The sequence below is a fragment of the Alkalithermobacter thermoalcaliphilus JW-YL-7 = DSM 7308 genome, assembly GCA_001584565.1.
Taxonomy (GTDB): domain Bacteria; phylum Bacillota; class Clostridia; order Peptostreptococcales; family Peptostreptococcaceae; genus Alkalithermobacter; species Alkalithermobacter thermoalcaliphilus.
In genome coordinates, this window is record LSFY01000001.1 from 1,596,207 (window position 1) to 1,618,845 (window position 22,639).

A 22,639-nucleotide genomic window follows, 5' to 3' on the forward strand; every position below is an offset into this window, starting at 1 on the left:
ATATCTATATTTTATCATACTAATATTTCCTTTAATACTCTTAGAAAATTTTGATAAGCTATTTTTCTTATTTCATCATCTTTATGACCTCTTTTTCTTAAAATATCTATTATACTTTGACTATAACTGTGATCATAAAAGTTAGAAATTAATATTTCTTTAGGAGATTTAAATTCACAAAAGTCAAACCCTAATCCTACATAATCTAATCCTATAAGGTCTATAACATATTCTATATGATCTACAACCTTTTCAATACAAGCATTTTTTTCATCTACAAAACTTGGCCAAGCATTTATACCTATAACTCCACCTACATCTTTTATAGCCTTTATTTGATCATCTTTTAAATTTCTCCCATTTTTGCAAAGATTATAAACATTGCTATGAGATGCTATAAAGGGCTTTTTAGCATATTTATAAACATCCCAAAAACTTTTTTCATTTAAATGAGATACATCTAAAATTATACCTAAACTTTCAATAATATTTATAGCTTCAATTCCAAGACGTGTAACTCCCCTATCTTTGCTTCCTAAAGCTCCTGTTGCCAGTAAATTTTCTTCATTCCATGTTAAGCTAATATGTCTAATGCCCAAATTATATAAATCATATATATAATCTATTTTATCTTTAATAAAGCTAATTCCTTCTAAACCCAATATAGCAAATATCTTTCCTTCATCTATTGCACTTAATATTTCTTTATAACTTTTAGTAATCGTCATATCCTTACTACAAAGCTTAATTTCCTCTACTCCAGCTTTTAAAATATCTAAACTTCTTTTTTGTGAAAAACTATATTCTTCTTCAGTCCATACAACAAATATACTTCCAAATACATTTCCTTTTTTAAAGTTATCAATATGCTTTGGCAAAACATTTTTTATTCCAATATCTCTTTTTTGAATAATATCTGTAAATATATCACAATGAGCATCAAATATCCTCACAACATCACCTTCTTTAAGTATTTATATAATTATACTACTTTTTTTGTATAATTATTTTTAAATTTTAATTCCCCTTTAAACTTATCTTGTCCATATATATAAGTGAAAGGGGTTGATAATATGCCAGTAAATTCTATCAAAACAGAAACATCTTTAAGACTTAGGTACTCTTTAGGACTTGACCAAAATGGAATTGAAAAATTTCAAACAAAAACTATAAGAAACTTTAGGGTAAACATTTTAGACAATGACCTTTATCAGTTCGCTGATATGCTCTCAAATCTTCAGGAAAACTTCTTAGTTTCAGTAAATAGAATAGACAATAGCATATTAAGTGAATAATTAGCATATTAATGGGGGGATATTTATGAAAAGAATACTTGAGATGAAATTTATAAAAGAAGATGGAAAAACTACTACTATATCATTTGATAATATAAAAGATAATGTAACAGATACCGATATAAAAAATCTTATGGACTTTATAGTAACTAAAAATATATTTACATTTAAAGGAGTTGGAATTTCAGAAAAGAAAGAAGCTAAAATCATAAATGTAGACACTCACAATGTCTATATAGACTAAAAAAGGGCCCTTTGGGCCTTTTCATAACTTATGAAAGGAGAATATTATGGCAGAAGTTTTAAGTTTAATATCTAATGTAGGCTTTCCTATAGTTCTTTCTATCTATTTACTTACTAAAATAGAAGAAAAACTAGAAAGACTTACAGAAAGTATAAATCACTTAAACACCTCTATATCAAAACTAGTTAAATATTGATTAACTCGTTATTTTTTTATATAATTTAACCGAACATATGTTTGTGTGTTAGGGGGGAGATTTTTGAAAAACTACGAAAGAATAAATAATCTTGTTGTATCTTGTCAAAATGGATGTAAAAAATCTTTAGAGTCTTTAATAGATGCTTTAAGCCCACTTATAAAAGCTAAGTGTAAACACTACTTTGGATATGTCGATGAAGACCTTTATAGCGATGGCATTTTAAGGCTTATAGAACTTATAAATGACTTTGACTTTGAAAAAAATACAAGATTTTTAGGATATATAGAATATATGATAAGTTGTTTTTACTGGGACAAAAAAAGAAGGCAGCTAAAAGAAAGCTCAAAAGAAATTATAGTAGATGAATACATAGAACACATATATGAAGAAGACTTTTCTATTATAGATATACAAGATATTTTTTCTATATTAAGCGATAAAGAAAAATATATCATAATTGAAAATGTGCTAAACAAAGATACTTTAGTAAACATATCTAAAGACCTAAATATATCATATAAATATGCAAAACTGCTAAAATCTAGAGCTATCAGAAAGCTACATACATTATTCTCAAAGTCTACAGTTTTATGATAAAATATTATTGTTATAACACTTAGGAGGGATAAAAATGCAAAATGAAATACTTTCTATATTAAAACAGATTCAAGGCGATATGAGTGAAATGAAAGAAGATATAAGATCTCTTAAAGAAGATGTTAATACTCTTAAAGCTGATGTTAATACTCTTAAACAAGATGTAGAATTAATTAAAATTCAACAAAAAGAGCATTCACAAATTCTAAAAGCCTTAGAACATTCAAGCCAAGTTCATAAAGCCGCTATAGATGATTTAACATTTAAAGTATCAAAGCTTGATGGCAAAATGAACTCAATTAGAAATGATCTAAATTTTGTTGAATATGCAACTGCAAACAATATGTATAATATAGCTATGCTAAAAAGAAGAAAAAGAGTATAAAAGGCCTAAAATAAGGCCTTTTAATTATTTTTAGAAAATACTCCCTTTTTCCAAGGTTTCTTAGCTAAAATATGAGATATTACAAACATACCTAAAGCAACACTAAGACCAAATACAATAAGAGCACTTATAGGATATGAGCCGTAAGGTGCTTTAAATTCTGAAATCACATTTTGAATAAATAAATAACTTAAAGCCACAGGAGTTATATATTTAATGCAAAATACCCACCAAGCTCCAACTTTCATACTTGAATATTGATTTACATCTTCCTTCATTTTCTCAGCCTTATAAACATATCCTAACACAATAGCTTCAACAAGCCCGATAAGTGCTATTCCATAGTTTCCTACAAAGTGATCAACTATATCAAGTAAAAATACCCCTGCTCTAGTTGCAAACAACGCACTTCCAAAAAATCCAAATATAGATATAAATTTTATTAATCTATCTCTTTTAATATCATACTTATCAAGAATAGCTGATGCAAAAGATTCAAGCATAGAAACACTTGAAGATATACCAGCTATAATTAAAGCAAAGAAAAACATAAACCCAAACAAACTCTTAAAAAAGTCATTCATAGGAAGATTACTAATAGCAGTAGGAAAAGCAACAAAAGCAAGCCCTGCTCCATTAGTCATAACTTCATCAAAAGGAATATTAAAACTATATGCATAATAACCTAAAAGACCAAATACACAAAGTCCTGCTAAAATATCAAAACTAGCATTTGCAAGTACAGTTATATGAGCATTACCAACTATATCAGACTTTTCTGGAAGATAACTAGAATATGCAATCATAACACCAACAGCTAAAGTAGTAGAAAAGAAAACCTGACTATATGCAGATATCCAAACCCTATGGTCAAGTATCTTTGAAAAATCTGGATTAAACAAATAACTAAGACCATGTCTAGCTCCTGGTAAAGTTACTCCCCTTAAAGTCATAATAAGCATTAAGATAGCTAAAAGCGGCATTATAAACTTACAAGCTTTTTCTATTCCACCTGAAATACCCCTTTTAACTATACTATAATTTATAATCCATACAAATAAAACAGCTATCAATATATTAACTCTAAGACCTCCAAACTCCCAAGGAGAAGAAGAAAGCTTTAAAAACTCTCCAATAAAAAACCTTCCTGCATCATCTCCCCAACCTAAACTAAAAGACATAAACAAATAATTTACACTCCAAGCAATAACGCAAGAATAAAAAGTCATAACAACAAGTGGAATCATAACCTGCCACCAGCCTAAAAACTCCCATTTACCTCCAAGTTTTCTAAAAGCAAGTGGCGCAGCTCCCTTCATTTTACTACCAAAGCCAAGCTCCATAATCATAAGAGGAATTCCTGCTGTAAAAAGAGCAAAAATATAAGGAATTAAAAAAGCTCCCCCACCACTTGAATAAGCTTGATACGGAAATCTCCAAAGATTGCCAAGACCTATTGCAGCCCCTATAGCTCCCATAAGAAATCCTGTTCTAGACTTCCATTGATCTCTCTTTTCCAATATATCACCCCTCAAAAAAACTTAATTTTTTAAATTATATGAATATTTTTATGTATTATAACACAAAATCCCTAAGGAATCTAATCCTTAGGGATTTTTTTTATTCTACAGGCTTAAGTCTTGAAGTAAAGTGTCTTAAAACTTTTGGTTCAAATGTAAACTCAAGACCCTTTAAAGTATGAACTCTTTCTTTAATAGAAATTAAAGCCTCAGCAATAACATCCATATGATTGTAAGTATAAACCCTTCTTGGAATAGTAAGCCTAACTAGCTCAAGAGGAGATTCAAGCTGCTCATTAGTTTCTGGATCGCGTCCTAAAAGGAAAGACCCTATCTCAACTCCTCTTATGCCAGCCTCTAAATAAAGCTCATTTGCTAAAACCTGAGCTGGGAATTGATAATATGGAATATGTGGAAGCATCTTTTTAGCATCAACAAATACTGCATGCCCACCAGTTGGGTACTGAATTGGAACCCCACCTTCTATAAGTCTATCGCCAAGATACTTAACCTGATCTATTCTGTAAGCTAAATAATCTTCATCAATTCCTTCGCGAAGACCTATAGCAAGAGCCTCCATATCTCTACCTGCAAGACCTCCATAAGTTGGGAAACCTTCTAGTGGAACAAGCCTACTTCTAGCTTCTATATAAAGATTTTCGTCTTCTTTTATTCCTAAAAGTCCTCCTATATTTACTATACCATCTTTTTTCGCACTCATAGTAAATCCTTCAGCATAAGAGAACATTTCTTTTACTATTTCTTTTATAGACTTATCCTTATAACCTTCTTCTCTTTCCTTTATAAAATAAGCATTTTCTGCAAATCTAGCAGCATCTAAAAATACTCTAATACCGTATTTATCAGCTATCTGTTTTACACCCTTTATATTCTCCATAGAAACAGGCTGACCTCCAGCACTGTTACAAGTTACAGTAATAAGTATAAACGCTATATCCTTAACATCAGTATTTTTTATAAAGCTTTCCATAGCACAAAGATCAAAATTTCCCTTGAAAGGATGATAAGTCATAGTATCAAGAGCTTCCTTAGTTATAAAGTTAACTGCTCTACCTCCAGCTAACTCTATATGAGCCTTAGTAGTATCAAAGTGCATATTACCAAGAACATACTGACCTTTCTTAATCAAAAGAGGGAATAAAACCTGCTCAGCTCCCCTTCCTTGATGAGTTGGAATTATATACTCATATCCAAATATATCTTGTGATGTGTGAAGAAGATTATAATAGTTTCTACTACCTGCATAAGACTCATCACCCATCATAATACCTGCCCACTGTCTATCACTCATAGCACCAGTACCACTATCAGTAAGTAAGTCTATGTACACATCTTCACTTTTAAGTAAGAATGGATTGTATCCTGCATTAATTAAAGCCTTCTCTCTTTCCTGTCTTGATATTTGTCTTAAAGGTTCAACCATCTTAATCTTAAAAGGTTCAGCTTTCACTTTTCTCATGTTAATTCCCCTTTCCATATATACTAACTCCTATATATTATATCATAAAAATTATTTTTTATGAAAATGTTTTCATATGCAAAAATAGGGCAAAAATTTTGCCCTATTTATACTACCTACACTTCTTTCGTAATCGCAGCTTCTCCTATTTTAGATAACTCTCTTTCTTTTTCTATAGTACTTTTTAAATAGCTAAGAAACTCATCTTTTAAATCTTCTCTTCTTAAAGCATACTCTACTGTTGCCTGTAAAAAACCTAACTTATCACCTACATCATACCTTTTACCTTCAAAGTCATAAGCATACATAGCTTCCCTACTTGCAAGCTCTTTTAAAGCATCTGTAAGCTGTATCTCTCCACCTTTTCCTGGCTTTGTATCTTCTAAAATTTCAAATATAGCTGGATTAATTATGTATCTACCTAAAATAGCTACATTAGACGGAGCATCTTCTACAGATGGCTTTTCTACCAATCCCTTAACCTTATACACTCTATCTTCTATAAACTTTCCATCTACAATTCCATACTTACTTACATCTTCAAGCTTTACCTGTTGAACCCCTAGTATAGAAGTTTTGTATTGTTCATAAACCTCTATCATTTGTTTTAAACAAGGCTTATCAGGATTATATACTATGTCATCTCCTAATAAAACTGCAAAAGGTTCATTTCCTATAAAACTTTTAGCACAATATATAGCATGCCCAAGTCCTTTAGGTTCTTTTTGCCTAATATAATGGATATTTACCATATCAGATATCTTTCTAACTTCCTCTAACAGATCATGCTTTCCTTTAGTTTCAAGTTCTAGTTCTAGTTCAACTGATTTGTCAAAGTGATCTTCTATACTTTTTTTATTTCTTCCAGTTATTATAAGGATTTCTTCTATACCAGATTCTACAGCTTCTTCAATTATGTATTGAAGTGTTGGCTTATCAACTATAGGAAGCATCTCCTTAGGCTGAGCCTTAGTTGCTGGCAAAAATCTTGTTCCAAGCCCAGCTGCAGGTATTATAGCTTTACGTACTTTCATTTTTATTACCTCCTCATGAAATAAACAGCTAGAAAAAAGTACTTACTACAAACTACTACTATCCTACTTTCTTTTTAAAAAACTTATTTTTAAATAGATTTATACCCCATTCTACTTCTTCCACTTTCATAAAATATATCGAAATTGCATATAATAAAGCACCTGTTCCTGCTGAAAACATTAGTATTATTAAATCTTTTATGTTATTTCCACCAAATATAGCTTCTAAATTATAATACATAAAATAAACAACTACTCCCATTATAATAGAAGAAATCCCTGACTTTAACATACAAATTAGATATCCTTTGATTCCTAATGGCCCTATTTTTTTTCTTAAAGAATACAATAATAATATCGAAGTTAGAATTGCAGATATAGATGTAGCTAAAGCTAAGCCTCTATGGGCCATGTATCTTATAAGTATAAGATTTAAAATAATATTAACAGCTACTGCTATCGCAGCATTTATCATAGGAGTTTTGGTATCTTGCAATGAATAAAATGCTCTATTTAGCAAAGGTTTTAAAGCAACACCAACTAATCCAACAGAGTAAAATACCATAGCACCTACAGTTAAATAAGTGGCCTCTTGATTAAAGGCTCCCCTTTGAAATGCTACTCTTACAATAGGCTCAGCTAAAACTATCATCCCTACTGATGCAGGTATTGCAATTAGTATAATAGTATTAAAACTGTACCTTAACATCTTTTTAAAACCATTTAAATTATCTTTGTTTGATTCCTTTGAAAGCATAGGAAAAATTACTGTAGATAAGTTAGCAATAAAAATTCCAAAAATAAAATTTGTTAGTCTATTTCCATAATTTAATGCTGAAATACTTCCTTCTGTTAAAGTAGAAGCTAAAGATCTGTCTATAATTTGATTTAAATCGTCAATAGCAACACTTAATAATACTGGTGGAATTAAATAAAGTAGTTTTTTTAGATATTCATCCTTAAAATCGATTTTAAACTGATATTTAAATCCTATCTTTTTTATATTAGGTATTTGAATCAAAAATTGAGAAAAAGTAGCAATTACACTTGCAACCATTAATCCTTTGATACCAAAAATACCTGATAAAAATACCAAAAAGAAAATATTAATTATGTTAAAAGGTAAATTTGATAATCCTTCTTCTGTAAATATCATTTCACTTTGCAAATATCCACGGACAATATTTATTAAACAGGTAATGAATATCATAGGTAAACCTAGACGCATAAGATATTTTGCTAAGTATAATTGCTGGTCTTCAAATCCAATAGCTAGAATTTTAATAACATTAGGTGCTAAGAAATAGAGAAGTAGTATTAATAGTGAAGATATAAGAAGAAATAAATTTAAAAAGTTATTAGTATGGTTAATTTTTGCTTTTTTACCTTCTTTAATTTCAATCTCTGATAATATTGGGATTAAAGTAGTTCTAATGGAACTAATAAAAAAACTAGAAAAAAGTGTTGTTGCAGTTAAAGCAACAAAGAAAGCATCTGTTTCTAATCCTGCACCAAATTTTGATGCTATAAGGACTTCTCTGAAAAATCCAAGTACTTTACTTATTAGAGTAAATACTGCTAATATAAATATTGATTTTACTGCTTTACTTCCTGACAAAATAGTTCTCTCCTCATCCTATTAATCTCTACAATAAATATCCCTAGTATATACTTTATCCATTACATCTTGTAGATCTTCTGAAAGTCTATTAGCTAAAATTACATCAGATATATTTTTAAATTCTTCTAAATCTCTAATTACCTTTGAATTGTAGAAAGTGTCTTCTTGTAATACTGGCTCATATATAACAACTTCTATACCCTTTCCTTTAATTCGTTTCATTACCCCTTGAATAGCTGATTGTCTAAAATTATCAGAATCTGTTTTCATTGTAAGTCTATATACTCCAACAACTTTTGGATTTCTTTTTATTATCATATCAGCGATATGGTCTTTTCTGGTTCTATTAGCATCTACAATTGCTCCAATTATGTTATTAGGTACATCTTCATAATTTGCCCTTAATTGTTTTGTATCTTTAGGTAAGCAATATCCGCCATAACCAAAGGAAGGATTATTGTAATGATTTCCTATTCTAGGATCTAAACATACCCCTTCTATTATTTGCTTGGTATTTAATCCTCTCAGTTCTGCATATGTATCAAGCTCATTGAAGAATGCAACTCTCATTGCAAGATATGTATTAGAAAAAAGTTTTATAGCTTCTGCTTCTGTCGGGTTAGTAAATAAGACAGGAACATCTTTTTTTATAGCTCCTTGTAATAATAAGTCAGTAAATACTTTAGCTCTATCTGACTGTTCTCCTACAATTATCCTTGAAGGATAAAGGTTATCATAAAGAGCCTTTCCTTCCCTTAAAAATTCTGGAGAGAATATTATATTATCAGTTTCAAACATTTTTTTCACTTTTTCTGTATAACCTACTGGTATAGTTGATTTAATAACCATTACTGCATCGGGATTAATAGATAACACATTAGCAATAACTGCTTCTACTGTTCTTGTATTAAAGTAATTCTTTTCTGGATCATAGTCCGTTGGAGTAGCAATAACTACAAAATCAGCATCTTTGTATGCTTTAAAGTTATCAGTTGTAGCAACCAAATTTAATTCTTTAGTATCTAGAAATTCTTGTATTTCTTTATCTACTATTGGTGATAATTTTCTATTAACCATATCTACTTTTTCCTGAATAATATCTACTGCTACCACTTCGTTATGTTGTGCTAATAAAACCGCTATTGATAAACCTACATAACCCATTCCTGCAACTGCAATTTTCATCTTAAATTCCCCCTATTCAATATTTTTTATGTTTTTAAATTATACACCATAATATTCTTTGTACCAATCTACAAACTTACCTAAACCTTCTTCAATGCTTGTCCTAGGTTTAAATCCAGTATCATTTTCTAAGTCAGATACATCTGCATAAGTTCTTAGCACATCTCCTGGTTGCATTTCCATAAACACTTTATTTGCCTTCTTACCTATCTTTTCTTCTAAAATTGAAATAAACTTTTCAAGCTTTACAGGTTTATTATTACCTATGTTATATATCTTATATGGTGCAAAACTTGTACTTATATCATCTTTTGATTCATCCCAATCTAGTTTTGGTTGTGGTATTAAATCAAGTAATCTATATATTCCTTCTACAATATCATCAATATAAGTAAAGTCTCTTTCCATGTTACCATGATTAAATACTTTTATTGGATTTCCTTCTATTATATCCTTAGTAAATGAGAAATAAGCCATATCTGGTCTTCCCCAAGGGCCATAAACTGTAAAAAATCTTAGCCCTGTTGTTGGTATTTTGTATAAATGGCTATAAGTATGGGACATAAGCTCATTTGCTTTTTTAGTAGCGGCATATAAACTTACTGGGTGATCTACATTATGATTTGTTGAAAATGGAGCAACTTTATTACCACCATACACAGAACTTGAAGAAGCATATATTAAATGTTTTACTGGATAATTTCTACATGCTTCAAGTATATTCATAAATCCTACTAAATTTGAATCTACATAGGCATATGGATTTTTAAGAGAATACCTTACTCCAGCTTGGGCTGCAAGATGTATTACATATTCTGGTTTGTATGTCTCAAATATTTTATCAACTTCTACTTTATCTTTAAGGTCTACTTTGTGAAATATAAAGTTGTAATTTTGTTTTAGTATTGCTAATCGGTCTTCTTTTAATTTTGGATCATAATAGTCATTTAAATTATCAATCCCTATTACTTGATAGTTTTTTTCTAGTAATAAGTTAGATAGGTGAAAACCTATAAATCCAGCTGCACCTGTTATTAGTATTTTCAAACAATTCACCTCTTTACATTATTTTTAAGATGAGTTTATGACCAGATTATATAAAATCAATTTATTTAAACATTTATTAATGCTTGGAAATATTAATGCTTGGAAAAAGAGCTATAGTTTTAAAAATTCTTTCATATAGTTTTTATTTAGCAATGCTTTTTTCATCAATTTTGGGTGTATTAAATTTCTTTTTTCCTCAAAACCTTTTAACCAATTCTTATCTAGTGTTCTTTCTAACATACTTAAAACACTATTATTTTTGATATTTAAAATCGTAGTGCATAATTCTTCTTGATCAATTTGTTTATAGAATCTTATAGTCTTTGGATGATATGGAAAACTAATTGTGATGTTAGTATATAAGTATGGACACAAAATAAGGTTTTTAATATACTAATAACCATGAAAGGAAGTGTCCATAAAATGTCTGAAAGAAGAACTTTTACAGAAGAATTTAAAACAATGATTACTGAGTTAGTAGCATCTGGACAATCAGTTAAAGAAGTAGCCCGCGAATATAGCCTAAGCGAGACATCAATCCGTAATTGGGTGAAGAAAAAGGCCCCAATCAAAACAGAAGAAGGTACTATAAACCTAGAGGAAATCAATAGAATCAAAAAAGAAAATGCTAGACTTAAGGAAGAAAATGAAATATTAAAAAAGGCTATGGCTATATTCGCGAAGAAATAAATCCAGTAAATACATAGAAGGTTTTTACAATAGAAAAAGGATTCATTCTGCCATAAATTATATGTCACCTATTGAGTTTGAGCAATTATGTAAAGTAGCTTAGTTTGCTTTAGATTCGAGCCTGAGGGGAATAATAGCCACCCCAACGGGGCTTGTCCTTGATAATCCAATAAATAAATGCTACAATTCACCTTCACGAAGGCGAATTTACATAGTTTGCTTTGAGTTCTTCGCCTTCGGGTGATAACTTAAAAGCATTTATGTTTGGATTGTCAAGGATGGCGGTAATTTTATCATAAAAACCTAAAATTTTGTCCAATATATTGACATAGATCCAATATCCGATCATACCAATTGAATAATAAAATAGTACTTTTGAAGTCATTTCTATAGCTTCGCTATTAAACGCACCTCTACCAAATAAAATAGAGAATAAAGGTTTTGATAATACCATAATCCCTACTGTTGCTGGTAAATACTATAATCATAATTCCTAAAATCGATTTTTTTAACACTGCCTTTATGCCGGTAGTGTTTTTATCAACCATCATTCTAGATATTTTTGGGTATAGCACTGTTACTATTGACATAACAAAAATTCCTTGAATAAATCCTGTTAATTTACTAGCGTAGTTTAAAGATGAAATTCCTCCGATTACAATATTAGATGCTAATGTTCTATCTACCAACGTATTAATTTGATTAACTGAGAGTCCTAACATTACTGGTAATGCCATATTGAAAAGATTAACAATATTATTATCTTTAATATCTAATTTAAATTGGTATTTATAACCTTTTTGCCTCGTAAATGGAACTAATATAAACAATTGTGATGCTGTTGCAACTACAAAACCTATTGATAAAACAATTATGTCTATTTTTTTACTTAAAATAATTGATGCTATTACTAAAATATTAAAAGGCAATCCAATTAATGCGGGTATCAGATACCTATCTTTAACTTGTAAAAAACCTGAATAAATAGTCATAACCCCAGTAAAATAAATCGCTAATATACTAATTTTTGATAATCTAATGGCTAATTGAAGGGTTTCACCTTCGAATCCAGTTGCGAATAATTTAACAACAGTTTCAGCGAACGGAAATACAATTGCAATTATTACTGTACATATAATTAGTAATATTGTAATTATGTTATTCATGAAATCATTAGCATCATTTTCTTTTTGATTTTTTAATATACTTGTATAAATTGGTATAAATCCTGCTGTTAAACCAGCTATGATAAACCCGAAAATTACACTTGGTATTGTCTGAGATATCAAATAGGCATCACTAACATTAGATGCACCATAATAATATGATATAATGATGTCTCTTAAAAAGCCAAATATTTTAGAAATAATAGTTATCAGCATTATTGCTTTGCAGTTTTTTTCATATAATTACTCCTTAAACACTTATTAGATAAATAAGCTTAATGCGTATTACTCGAAGAATCAATTCGAGTTGCTTCATTATTTTTACTTCGATTTTTACTTAATAAATGTATTAAAAGATATATGAAAAATGGCATTAGATAGATTCTGAATAATTTATAAAAAGCAGAACCTAAATGTATTCTCAACCCATCTAGAGCAAAAATTGGCAAAGCTCCTGCATACAACAATAATGAGCTAACTGATCTTTTTTCTTTATAATTTTGAAATATCCATGAGATTGTCCACCCATATAAAAACATATGAATGACTACTCCTAACATTCCAAAATTCATATACCCTTCTGTTACAGGAGAAAAACCTAAACCACCACCTCCTGCTAAAATATCAGGATGGTACTTATCTAAAAACCATACCGACGGGTTAACTCCAATATAATTAAATAATCGATTTATAAATGGAAAAGGGGTTCCTATTGCAGATATATAAGAACGTCCGTAAAATTCAAACCCATTTCCATTTTCTATGACCTCTAGTAACGATTTAGCTGGGATTCTAAATTCATTAATATTTGATGGCAAAGGCATAAACGCCATTGGATTATTGGTGAAAATTCTCCAAGTATTTGTTACTGTTTCGGTAAAGCCATAAGGCAAATAATACCTAGCATTGGAATATAACTGAGATGCAATTATTCCAATTATAAGCATAAAAATTACTAATTTCCCATTAATATTTCTTTTTTGATAATAATAAACTATACTTATGAAGATAAAGGTATATACAAGTGTACTTCTCCCCCCAATAAGAAAGAAGACAATTACTGAGATACTAATAATTATGATACCTAACTGTTTACTACTTACTGATGAAGTTTTCAAGCCATAATACCAAATAATTGCTCCTGATAAAATTAACCATTGAAATCCTCCGCCAATCATAAAAGTAGTCGTTAAATGTAAAAACCTGTCTCCACCATAACCTATGTTTATTAAATTACCAATTCCACCGAATGAAATAATCTCAGATAACGTTGAAACAAAAGCTACCAACAAAAATATAATGCTTGTCCTTTTTAGGATCTGTCTTTGATGGGATTCATTAAATGAATTCTTATTGAGCTTATTTCTTTTCCTCATACTTAGTCCAATATTTAAACTTACCATACCTAATAATTGTAAAGATAAATAAATTGATAAAGTGGATGATGAAAATTCTTCTTTATAAGCTAAGGGTCCTAACGCATATAACATATATGTAAAAGGAATTATTGTCTTTGGGGTCAACGGCTCAATTCTTTTATTTAGCAACACCTTTAATAGTGGATAAAGCCCTACAGTCAAAATTGCAACTACAAAAGCAGACTCTATCAATATTACCTCCATTATGTAAAGTAATGATAGCGCCAGAGCTAATGTAAGAATTAAAAAATACTTTAGTAAAAATTTTAACTTTGTACTTGCGTATCTATTTTTTAACATAGTCTACTCCTTATTCTTTAATGTCATCTACTATCTTTCTTATTATCGTTCGCTAAATATAAATTCAAATAGTTTACGGCCATTATTTTTGCAGAAAATCTCTCTACCTGAGATTTTGCATTATGCCCAATCTCTTTTCTAAGTTCATAATTATATGATAAGTCCAATATTGCTTGAGCGATTTCTTCAATATTTACATCAACAAGCAAACCTGAAAATTTATCTTCAATCATATCAGGAATACCTCCCACATTAGTTGCTACTATTGGTAAACCAGTCCCCATAGCTTCAATTAATGTCATGGGCATCCCTTCCCATAAGGATGGCAATACAAATATGTCAGCCTCTTTTAGAAACGGAAATACATTATCCATAGCCCCTAAAAAAATAACGCTATTTTCTAATTCTAGGTCACGAACTTTCTCTTTAATTTTTTCTTCTAATGGCCCTGTTCCAATAAGTGTAAGTGTTGTACTCGGATTACTTTTATGTACAATTTTGAAACTATCTATTAAACCCGAGTGATTTTTAGCTTCTTTAAAACTGGCAACATGAACAATATTAATAATGTTTGGTGGATTGGGTCCGTAGTGTTTCGTCTCGCACCTTGCAAGATTAATTCCATTATATATTAAAGGCACACTAATTTTAGGTAGCTTATATTCTTCATAAAAGGTATCCTTAACCTTTGAACTAATCGCAACTGGTATAACTTTACAATATTTATAAAAGAACTTATAAATTTTCCTTTTAAATGAGTTTATTTCTTTATTTGCTATGCTATGAATCGTGTGTACTCTTATACTAATACCTGCTAAAATTGCGGCCGGTATAGAATATGTAGTCGCATAAAGATGAGAATGTATAACATCAGGCTTTTCTTTATAGAATAATTTAAACAATTGCCATAATATTCGTATGTCAAATCCTTTTCTTTTTCCTAAAAAATAAACATGGATGTTACATTTTTTCAACCTCTCAGTAATTGGAGAAGAATAAGTATATAAGCTAACGATCTTAACATCAACACCTTCGTTATCTAATGCGTATGATAAGTTTTCAACCATAATTTCAGCCCCTCCAAGAGCTAAATTAGGAATTATTTGCATTACTTTCAGTTTTTTCTTCATTATCACACCTCATCTAAATTATAAGTAAAAGATTTTAATTCTTAAAAATCAAAAGAATATAAACTTAACCATAACTATTTTTCCATAAAATCACAAATTTTTTTTACAACAACATTGCTAGAGTATTTTTTCGCTCTTTCGATACATTCATATCTCATTTCTGCAATTTGCTTACTCATTTTGGAAAGATCATCTAGTATTGAGAAAAAACTTTCTAAATCGCCTAACGGAAAAATAAATCCTGTTTTTTTATCTTCAATAATTTCATTAGCCGAATCCCAATTTGATGCTACGACAGGCACCCCTGCCGTATATGAGTCAATAATCGTACCCGGAATTCCTTCTGTTTTAAATCGCGTTGGAAATAACAGCAAATAATACTTGCTAATTATTTCTACTGATTTGCTAGGTTCTATGACGCCTCTATACTTAATAGTTTCCGGTAATTTTTTTAATAACTCTTCAAATTCTTTTTTATAACTACTCTCAATCGGACCATAAAGATCCAATGTGTAAATGGTGTTATTATATTTAGAATTAATTCTCATGACGGTATCGATCGCATCTTCTACACCTTTTTCTTTCATGATTCTAGAAAAAATACATAACTTATATGGTTTTGAATAGTTTTCAACAATTGAAATTTCGTCATTAAACTCTAACTTCTTGAAATTAGATATTACTTGAACATTTGTTAATCCTCTTACATTAAGCTGGTTAAGCATCACATTCGTCTCAACAAAAATATTATTAAAAAGGCGAAGAAATGTAATCAACCATTTATTTCGTTCAACAAGATTAGGCAACCATCCCCCTATCACGCAGTAATGTATTTTTTTCTTGTAGAATTTATTCATCACAGAAAATAATGGAACGAATATTTTTACTCCGTTATGAGCAGGAAGGATTATCAAATTTTCACTTTTTTTCATTAGCAAAATTGATTGGAATATTAGTTTTAAAGGATTCCTTTTCCAATTATGTGTATCTACATAACACACTTCTTCTTCTCCAAGTATAATCCTAAGTTCTTCTATTAATTCTTTAGTCTTGACAGTCTGTCCATTTACAAGGGATTTCCCTATACCAATATGTCCACATACTCCTACCTTATACATATAGCACCTCCAAATTGTAAGGACTATCTATTATAATTAATCCCTACTAAACAAATCTCTTGTATAGACCTTGTCCACTACATCTTTAATCTCATCAGATAATCTATTTGCAACAATAACATCTGAAATTTGCTTAAATTCATCAAAATCTTTTATCACTCTTGAGTGGTAGAATCCATCCTCTTTCAGAGCTGGTTCATATACTACAACCTCAATACCTTTAGCTTTAATACGCTTCATAACTCCTTGGATTGCAGACTGTCTAAAATTATCAGAATCCATCTTCATCGTAAGTCTGTAGATACCTACTATCCTTGGGTTTCTCTTCAATATCATCTCAGCAATATGATCTTTTCTGGTTCTATTTGCATCAACTACCGCCGTCATTATGTTTTGAGGGATATTCTGGTAATTGGCTAAGAGTTGTTTAGTATCCTTGGGTAAACAGTATCCACCATATCCAAATGATGGGTTATTATAATGATTTCCAATACGCGGATCCAGTCCAACGCCTTCTATAATTTGCTGAGTATTAAGCCCTCGCACTTCAGCATAAGAATCAAGCTCATTGAAATATGCCACACGAAGCGCAAGATAAGTATTGGCGAAAAGTTTAATTGCTTCTGCTTCTGTTGAATCTGTAAATAATACTGGTACATCCTTTCCAATTGCACCTTCTAAAAGTAAATTAGCAAATTTCTCCGCTCTCTCTGACTGTTCTCCGACAACTATTCTTGAAGGATATAGGTTATCATGTAAAGCTTTTCCTTCCCTTAAAAATTCTGGTGAGAATATTATATTTTCTGTATTAAACATATTTTTCACTTTTTCTGTATAACCTAATGGTATAGTTGATTTAATAACCATTACTACATCAGGATTAATAGATAACACATTTGCAATAACTACTTCTACTGTTCTAGTATTAAAGTAATTCTTTTCTGGATCATAATCTGTTGGAGTAGCAATTATAATATATTCAGCATCCTTGTATGCCTTATACGTATCTGTTGTTGCTTTTAAGTTTAATTCTTTGATTGTAAAAATTCCTGTATTTCCTTATCTACAATTGGAGATGTTTTATCATTAACCATATCTACTTTTTCTTGAATAATATCTACTGCTACCACTTCGTTATGTTGTGCTAACAAAACAGCTATTGATAAACCTACATAACCCATTCCTGCAACTGCAATTTTCATTTTATTCTCGCCCCTTATTGTTTACTATATTTTTTTATTTTTTTATATTGTTTGATAAGTTCATAAACACAATCTAATGGTGATATTAAAAATACAAGAAATAAGTGCTTTAGAGCAAAAACATATGCTTTACTCCTTTTTCCAACAACTGTCATAACAGCATGATATCTAAACTTAATATATTGTTTTTCTCTAAATTTTAATCTATTAAAATATTTTTTCTTTAAGTTATATATTTGTCTTTCATTATTCATTTTATTAGGACCTACAGATATTCGTTCATTTTCATGTACATATTGAATTACATCTGCTCTAGGCAAATAACCAATTTTTAATCCTCTTTCAATAGATTTTAACATTAATATAAATTCTTGTCCCACTTTTGACTTTTCAAAACCACCTATTCTTTTAAGTGAATCCTTTTTATACATATATGTTGTAGTTGGTGTTAAATGATGCATCAAATGTTGTTTTAACAAATCTTCATTGGACCAATTTTTAATATATGAATGTTCTCTAAAATCTATTAGTTTATCTTTACTATTATGCACTCTAACATTAGTAAAAGACATTTCTAAATCGTGTTCAATCATAAAAGTGAGCTGTTTTTCTATTTTATAAGGAAGATAAATATCATCATCATCAAGAAAAGTAATATAGTCTCCAGAAGAAAATTTTATACCTTTATTTCTTGACAATGCACCTCCAATATTTTTTGTATTTTTTATATAAATTACATTAATATTATCTTTATATTTCTCCATAATCTTTTCTGTTTTTAATCTATATTCCGATTGTGGAATATTATCATCTACGACTACAACTTCAACATTTTTATATGTTTGATTAAGTACAGAATCTATTGCTCTTTGCAAAAAATCACATCGTTTATATGTTGGTATTATTACACTAACTTTTTTATCCATTACTATTTCCACCTTTATTATAACCCGATTTTAATCTACCTCGCACCTTCACCAGTTAATACAATTTTAATTGTTTTAAATATTATTTTCAAATCTAATAATATACTTCTATTTTCTATATAATATAAATCCGCTTCTAGCTTTTCCTTTGGTGTCATTTCATAGCCACCATTAACTTGTGCCCAACCTGTTAATCCAGGTTTAACTTTTAATCTATTTATAAATCCTGGAATTTCTTCATTAAATTCGTATGTAAAACAAGGTCTTTCTGGCCTTGGGCCAACTATACTCATTTCTCCTTTTAAAACATTTAATAATTGTGGTATTTCATCTATTCTTGTTTTTCTTATAAATGCTCCTATTTTAGTTACTCTAGGGTCATCTTTATCTGCCCATTTTGCACCATTTTTTCTGCATCTTTGTACATATATCCGAATTTATAAATAATGCATCTTCACTAATATCCATTTGGATTATTACTTTGCCATCTCCAAGCATCTGTACACATATCTTCTAAATTCTTTTGTGCTACCCAGCCAAGTTCTCTATTTGCCTTTGTAGGATCTGCATAACATTTAGCTACATCTCCTGGCCTTCTTTCAGTAATTTTATAAGCTACCTTTTGACCAGTAACCTTTTCGAAAGTATGAACTAAGTCTAACACACTATATCCATTACCTGTTCCCAAATTGTATGCTTCTATTGCTTTCGAGTTCATTACTTTGTTTAATGCCTTTACATGCCCTTTTGCCAAATCTACAACATGTATATAATCTCTAACTCCAGTACCGTCGTGAGTATCATAATCATTACCAAAAACTTTAAGTTCATCTAATTTCCCAACTGCAACTTGAGTAACATAAGGCATTAGATTGTTTGGAATTCCATTTGGATCTTCTCCAATAAGACCACTTTCATGGGCTCCTATTGGATTAAAGTATCTTAAAAGAGCAATACTCCAGTCATTATCTGAAATATATAAATCCCTTAACATCTCTTCTATAAACAACTTAGTCCTTCCATAAGGATTTGTTGCACTAAGTGGAAAATTTTCTGTTATTGGAACCTTCTCTACATTTCCATAAACAGTAGCTGAAGAACTAAATATTAACTTTTTAACTCCATACTTTTTCATAACTTCACACAAAACAATGGTTCCTGTAATATTGTTATGATAATACTTTAAAGGAATTTGAACTGATTCACCAACAGCCTTAAGCCCAGCAAAATGTATCACTGCATCAATTTTGTTTTGTTTAAAAATATTTTCTAATTTATCTCTTTCTAATAAATTAACTTTATAAAACTTTATTTTTTTTCCTGTTATTTTTTCAACCCTTTTAATCGATTCTTCTTTACTATTTGAAAGGTCATCAACAACAACTACATCATATCCTAAGTTTAGTAGCTCTACACAAGTATGACTTCCTATATATCCTGCTCCGCCAGTTACTAATACTGCCAATATACTACCCCCTTACCTGGCACCTTCGCCAGTAAATATTATCTTTACTGTCTTTAAAATTATATATATATCTAACATCAGTGATCTATTTCTTATATAATACATATCAGCTTGAAGTTTTTCCTTTGGTGTCATTTCATATCCACCATTTACTTGTGCCCATCCTGTAAGACCTGGTTTAACAGCAAGCCTATTTATAAATCCAGGGATTTCTTCATTAAATTGATAAGTAAAAACAGGTCTTTCTGGTCTTGGTCCTACTATACTCATATCTCCTTTTAGTATATTAAATAATTGTGGCAACTCATCTATTCTAGTTTTTCTTATAAAAGAACCTACTTTTGTTACCCTAGGATCATTTTTGCTTGCCCACTTAGCACCATTTTTTTCTGCATCACTATACATAGATCTTAATTTATATATAGTAAATTTCTTTCCGTTTTTTCCTACTCTTTCTTGTGAATAAATAGGTGAACCTGGAGTTTCCAATACTATAAGTATTGAAAAAATAAAAATTATGGGTATGCCTATAACAATACCTATAGTAGACAATACAATATCTATAGCTCTTTTTATTAAATCGTAAATCAACGTATCTTCGACATATAAAGTATTATCAAGTGCTACTGCACATTCATCAAAATAAGATTCTATACTTGTTTTTTCCATAATGAGTCCCCCTATAATGATTTGTTTTATCTAAATAACCTTCTTATAGTTTGGAATAATGTTCTTTATAACTATATCCATAAGTTCTAATTCATCTCCATTAGATATACTCTCTAGCATCTGTATTTTGGTATAAAGCTTTTTTATATCTGTTTCAACTTCAGAGTCTTTTTCTATAAAGATTTCATAATACTCTGTGGTAAATATTGCTTCATCTTTTCTTGCAGTTTCTTCTTGAAGTTTCTCTCCTGGTCTAAGTCCTGTGAACTTAATTTCAATATCTACATTTGGCTCTAGGCCCGAAAGTTTTATAAGGTCTCTTGCTAGATCTACTATTTTTACTGGATCTCCCATATCTAGTATAAAGATTTCTCCACCTTTTGCCATTGCTCCTGCTTGTATTACGAGCTGCACAGCTTCTGGTATTGTCATAAAATACCTTGTAATATCTGGATGTGTTATTGTAACTGGTCCACCTTCAGCTATTTGTTTTTTGAATAGTGGTATAACGCTTCCGTTGCTTCCTAATACATTTCCAAACCTTACTGCTACAAATTCTGTTTTGCTGTGTTTATTGAGCGTTTGTATTATCATCTCTGCAATTCTCTTTGTAGCTCCCATTATGTTTGTTGGGTTAACTGCTTTGTCTGTTGATATAAGTACGAATCTTTTTACGTTGTATTTATCAGAAAGCTCAGCTACATTTAAAGTTCCAAATACGTTGTTTTTAATAGCTTCTGTTGGATTTGCTTCCATAAGTGGAACGTGTTTATGTGCTGCTGCGTGAAAAACTATGTCAGGATTATATTCTGTAAATATTTGTTCCATTCTTCTTTTGTCTCTTACAGATGCTATTATTACTTTAAGATTTAGCTTGTCCTGATATTTTCTTATTAGTTCTTGTTGTATGTCATATGCATTGTTTTCGTATATATCTAGTATTAAAAGCTTTTTAGGGTTAAATCTTGCTATTTGTCTACAAAGTTCTGATCCTATAGATCCTCCGCCACCTGTTACTAAAACTACTTGATCTTTTAAGTATCCTGATATTTCTTTTAAGTTAACTTTTATAGGGTCTCTTCCAAGTAAATCTTCTATTTCAACATCTCTTACACTTTGTATATTTACTGTTCCATCTATTATTTCGTAAACTCCAGGTAATATCTTTAGTTTGCATTTTGTTTCTTTACATATTTGTATTATTTTTCTTTTTTCTTGTTTGTCTACAGATGGTATTGCAATTATTATTTCGTCTATGTTTTTCTTTTCGACTATTTCTTTTATCTTTTCTCTATCTCCTAGTACTTCAACTCCGTGTATGAATCTTCCTAGTTTTTCTTTGTCGTCATCTATTATTCCAACTGGTATTTTTTTAATTTGAGGATTATTAAACAGTTCTTTTATAACTAGTGTACCGGCAACTCCTGCCCCTATTACTAAGACTTTAGTTCCTTTTTTAAGAAGGTGTTTTGTTTTTAATGTTCTAATCAATCTATATGAAAATCTAAGTCCTCCGTTTAGTCCTATCATTATTAAGGTATTTATTATATAAAAGTTTGCTGATAGGTCTAGTTTTTTAAGTTTAAATATCGGGTATATAATTATCATAGTTGTAATTGATGAGATGACTATTGATAGCATTTCTTCTATACTTGCGTATCTCCAAAGACTTTTGTAGCATCTAAATGTATAAAATATTGCTACTGCAACTATTGTGTATACAATAGACCATTGTTTAAAGATTGCTATATATGATGCAGATCTATCAAAATTATATATAAGCTCTAAAGATATTATTGCAGCTAAGTTAAATAGTATTATGTCAAGTCCTAGGAGTATTATTTGTCTTACTCTTATCTTGTTTATTATCAATCCCACATATTTCCCCCTTATACGACAGTATATTTCTTTTTGCCTATACATTATAACCCGTTTGGCCTATTTTTTC

Annotated in this window: 26 protein-coding genes and 1 pseudogene; 7 read left to right on the plus strand and 20 right to left on the minus strand. The window is 29.9% G+C overall.

The window, feature by feature from the left end; genetic code table 11:
• Positions 1 to 14: 14 nt before the first annotated feature.
• Positions 15 to 953: a dipeptidase gene (locus tag JWYL7_RS08235; RefSeq protein ID WP_066071616.1), complete on the minus strand. Its 939-nt coding sequence runs from the start codon at positions 951 to 953 to the stop codon at positions 15 to 17.
• A 120-nt stretch (positions 954 to 1,073) separates the two neighbouring features.
• Here JWYL7_RS08235 and JWYL7_RS08240 point away from each other — a divergent pair, with 120 nt between their 5' ends.
• From JWYL7_RS08240 to JWYL7_RS08255, 5 genes are all read left to right on the plus strand, one after another.
• Positions 1,074 to 1,295 (plus strand): DUF1659 domain-containing protein, encoded by a 222-nt coding sequence (locus JWYL7_RS08240; RefSeq protein WP_066071619.1) that lies wholly within the window; start codon positions 1,074 to 1,076, stop codon positions 1,293 to 1,295.
• A gap of 25 nt (positions 1,296 to 1,320) precedes the next feature.
• Positions 1,321 to 1,539, plus strand: a complete 219-nt coding sequence (locus JWYL7_RS08245; protein WP_066071624.1) for a DUF2922 domain-containing protein — start codon at positions 1,321 to 1,323, stop codon at positions 1,537 to 1,539.
• 46 nt (positions 1,540 to 1,585) lie between these two features.
• Positions 1,586 to 1,735, plus strand: a complete 150-nt coding sequence (locus tag JWYL7_RS10210; protein WP_072280213.1) for a YvrJ family protein — start codon at positions 1,586 to 1,588, stop codon at positions 1,733 to 1,735.
• A 63-nt stretch (positions 1,736 to 1,798) separates the two neighbouring features.
• On the plus strand, positions 1,799 to 2,332 hold the full coding sequence (locus tag JWYL7_RS08250) for a sigma-70 family RNA polymerase sigma factor (protein WP_066071627.1): 534 nt from the start codon (positions 1,799 to 1,801) through the stop codon (positions 2,330 to 2,332).
• 37 nt (positions 2,333 to 2,369) lie between these two features.
• Positions 2,370 to 2,720, plus strand: coding sequence for a hypothetical protein (locus tag JWYL7_RS08255; RefSeq protein WP_066071630.1), 351 nt, complete (start codon positions 2,370 to 2,372; stop codon positions 2,718 to 2,720).
• A 20-nt stretch (positions 2,721 to 2,740) separates the two neighbouring features.
• On the opposite strand, the gene JWYL7_RS08260 is transcribed toward JWYL7_RS08255, so the two are convergent.
• The 7 genes from JWYL7_RS08260 to JWYL7_RS10420 all read right to left on the minus strand — a co-directional run bounded on the left by JWYL7_RS08260 (position 2,741) and on the right by JWYL7_RS10420 (position 10,982).
• Complete coding sequence (locus JWYL7_RS08260; RefSeq protein WP_331721862.1) at positions 2,741 to 4,240, minus strand: sodium-dependent transporter; 1,500 nt, start codon at positions 4,238 to 4,240, stop codon at positions 2,741 to 2,743.
• A gap of 100 nt (positions 4,241 to 4,340) precedes the next feature.
• The gene (locus JWYL7_RS08265) at positions 4,341 to 5,738 is read right to left on the minus strand and encodes a tryptophanase (RefSeq protein ID WP_331721861.1); all 1,398 of its coding nucleotides are present in this window, start codon (positions 5,736 to 5,738) and stop codon (positions 4,341 to 4,343) included.
• A gap of 98 nt (positions 5,739 to 5,836) precedes the next feature.
• Positions 5,837 to 6,754: a UTP--glucose-1-phosphate uridylyltransferase GalU gene (gene galU, locus JWYL7_RS08270; protein ID WP_066071633.1), complete on the minus strand. Its 918-nt coding sequence runs from the start codon at positions 6,752 to 6,754 to the stop codon at positions 5,837 to 5,839.
• A 58-nt stretch (positions 6,755 to 6,812) separates the two neighbouring features.
• The gene (gene murJ / locus JWYL7_RS08275; protein ID WP_072280214.1) at positions 6,813 to 8,372 is read right to left on the minus strand and encodes a murein biosynthesis integral membrane protein MurJ; all 1,560 of its coding nucleotides are present in this window, start codon (positions 8,370 to 8,372) and stop codon (positions 6,813 to 6,815) included.
• A 21-nt stretch (positions 8,373 to 8,393) separates the two neighbouring features.
• Positions 8,394 to 9,560, minus strand: a complete 1,167-nt coding sequence (locus tag JWYL7_RS08280) for a nucleotide sugar dehydrogenase (protein ID WP_066071638.1) — start codon at positions 9,558 to 9,560, stop codon at positions 8,394 to 8,396.
• Positions 9,561 to 9,599: 39 nt separating this feature from the next.
• Positions 9,600 to 10,607, minus strand: a complete 1,008-nt coding sequence (locus JWYL7_RS08285) for an NAD-dependent epimerase (RefSeq protein ID WP_066071641.1) — start codon at positions 10,605 to 10,607, stop codon at positions 9,600 to 9,602.
• Between the two features lie 111 nt (positions 10,608 to 10,718).
• The gene (locus JWYL7_RS10420) at positions 10,719 to 10,982 is read right to left on the minus strand and encodes a hypothetical protein (RefSeq protein ID WP_153011574.1); all 264 of its coding nucleotides are present in this window, start codon (positions 10,980 to 10,982) and stop codon (positions 10,719 to 10,721) included.
• Positions 10,983 to 11,009: 27 nt separating this feature from the next.
• Here JWYL7_RS10420 and JWYL7_RS08290 point away from each other — a divergent pair, with 27 nt between their 5' ends.
• Together JWYL7_RS08290 and JWYL7_RS10940 are read left to right on the plus strand one after the other, a co-directional pair.
• Positions 11,010 to 11,297: a transposase gene (locus JWYL7_RS08290; protein ID WP_083528360.1), complete on the plus strand. Its 288-nt coding sequence runs from the start codon at positions 11,010 to 11,012 to the stop codon at positions 11,295 to 11,297.
• Positions 11,298 to 11,304: 7 nt separating this feature from the next.
• Positions 11,305 to 11,400, plus strand: a pseudogene (locus tag JWYL7_RS10940) (IS3 family transposase); the annotation flags it as partial.
• A 90-nt stretch (positions 11,401 to 11,490) separates the two neighbouring features.
• Here the strand turns inward: JWYL7_RS10940 and JWYL7_RS10945 are convergent.
• From JWYL7_RS10945 to JWYL7_RS08345, 12 genes are all read right to left on the minus strand, one after another.
• Positions 11,491 to 11,751: a lipid II flippase MurJ gene (locus JWYL7_RS10945; protein ID WP_066071647.1), complete on the minus strand. Its 261-nt coding sequence runs from the start codon at positions 11,749 to 11,751 to the stop codon at positions 11,491 to 11,493.
• A complete protein-coding gene (locus tag JWYL7_RS08300; RefSeq protein ID WP_066071649.1) occupies positions 11,711 to 12,679 on the minus strand; it encodes a lipid II flippase MurJ in 969 nt (322 codons plus the stop codon). Before JWYL7_RS08300 ends, JWYL7_RS10945 begins: the two co-directional genes overlap by 41 nt.
• A 59-nt stretch (positions 12,680 to 12,738) precedes the next feature.
• On the minus strand, positions 12,739 to 14,181 hold the full coding sequence (wzy, locus tag JWYL7_RS08305; RefSeq protein ID WP_066071652.1) for an O-antigen polysaccharide polymerase Wzy: 1,443 nt from the start codon (positions 14,179 to 14,181) through the stop codon (positions 12,739 to 12,741).
• 23 nt (positions 14,182 to 14,204) lie between these two features.
• Entirely contained in the window at positions 14,205 to 15,311 is a 1,107-nt protein-coding gene (locus JWYL7_RS08310; protein ID WP_066071654.1) for a glycosyltransferase, read from the minus strand.
• 74 nt (positions 15,312 to 15,385) lie between these two features.
• The gene (locus JWYL7_RS08315) at positions 15,386 to 16,429 is read right to left on the minus strand and encodes a glycosyltransferase family 4 protein (protein WP_066071656.1); all 1,044 of its coding nucleotides are present in this window, start codon (positions 16,427 to 16,429) and stop codon (positions 15,386 to 15,388) included.
• Positions 16,430 to 16,465: 36 nt separating this feature from the next.
• Complete coding sequence (locus JWYL7_RS08320) at positions 16,466 to 17,476, minus strand: nucleotide sugar dehydrogenase (protein WP_349254371.1); 1,011 nt, start codon at positions 17,474 to 17,476, stop codon at positions 16,466 to 16,468.
• Positions 17,455 to 17,631 (minus strand): NAD-binding protein, encoded by a 177-nt coding sequence (locus JWYL7_RS10910; protein ID WP_349254366.1) that lies wholly within the window; start codon positions 17,629 to 17,631, stop codon positions 17,455 to 17,457. Before JWYL7_RS10910 ends, JWYL7_RS08320 begins: the two co-directional genes overlap by 22 nt.
• Positions 17,632 to 17,645: 14 nt before the next feature.
• Positions 17,646 to 18,557, minus strand: coding sequence for a glycosyltransferase family 2 protein (locus JWYL7_RS08325; RefSeq protein ID WP_066071659.1), 912 nt, complete (start codon positions 18,555 to 18,557; stop codon positions 17,646 to 17,648).
• 35 nt (positions 18,558 to 18,592) lie between these two features.
• The gene (locus JWYL7_RS08330) at positions 18,593 to 18,994 is read right to left on the minus strand and encodes a sugar transferase (protein WP_083528362.1); all 402 of its coding nucleotides are present in this window, start codon (positions 18,992 to 18,994) and stop codon (positions 18,593 to 18,595) included.
• 20 nt (positions 18,995 to 19,014) lie between these two features.
• Positions 19,015 to 20,022, minus strand: coding sequence for a UDP-glucose 4-epimerase GalE (gene galE, locus JWYL7_RS08335; protein ID WP_066071662.1), 1,008 nt, complete (start codon positions 20,020 to 20,022; stop codon positions 19,015 to 19,017).
• A 12-nt stretch (positions 20,023 to 20,034) separates the two neighbouring features.
• Entirely contained in the window at positions 20,035 to 20,691 is a 657-nt protein-coding gene (locus tag JWYL7_RS08340; RefSeq protein WP_066071665.1) for an exopolysaccharide biosynthesis polyprenyl glycosylphosphotransferase, read from the minus strand.
• 30 nt (positions 20,692 to 20,721) lie between these two features.
• Positions 20,722 to 22,569 (minus strand): polysaccharide biosynthesis protein, encoded by a 1,848-nt coding sequence (locus JWYL7_RS08345; protein ID WP_331721859.1) that lies wholly within the window; start codon positions 22,567 to 22,569, stop codon positions 20,722 to 20,724.
• Positions 22,570 to 22,639 lie beyond the last annotated feature (70 nt).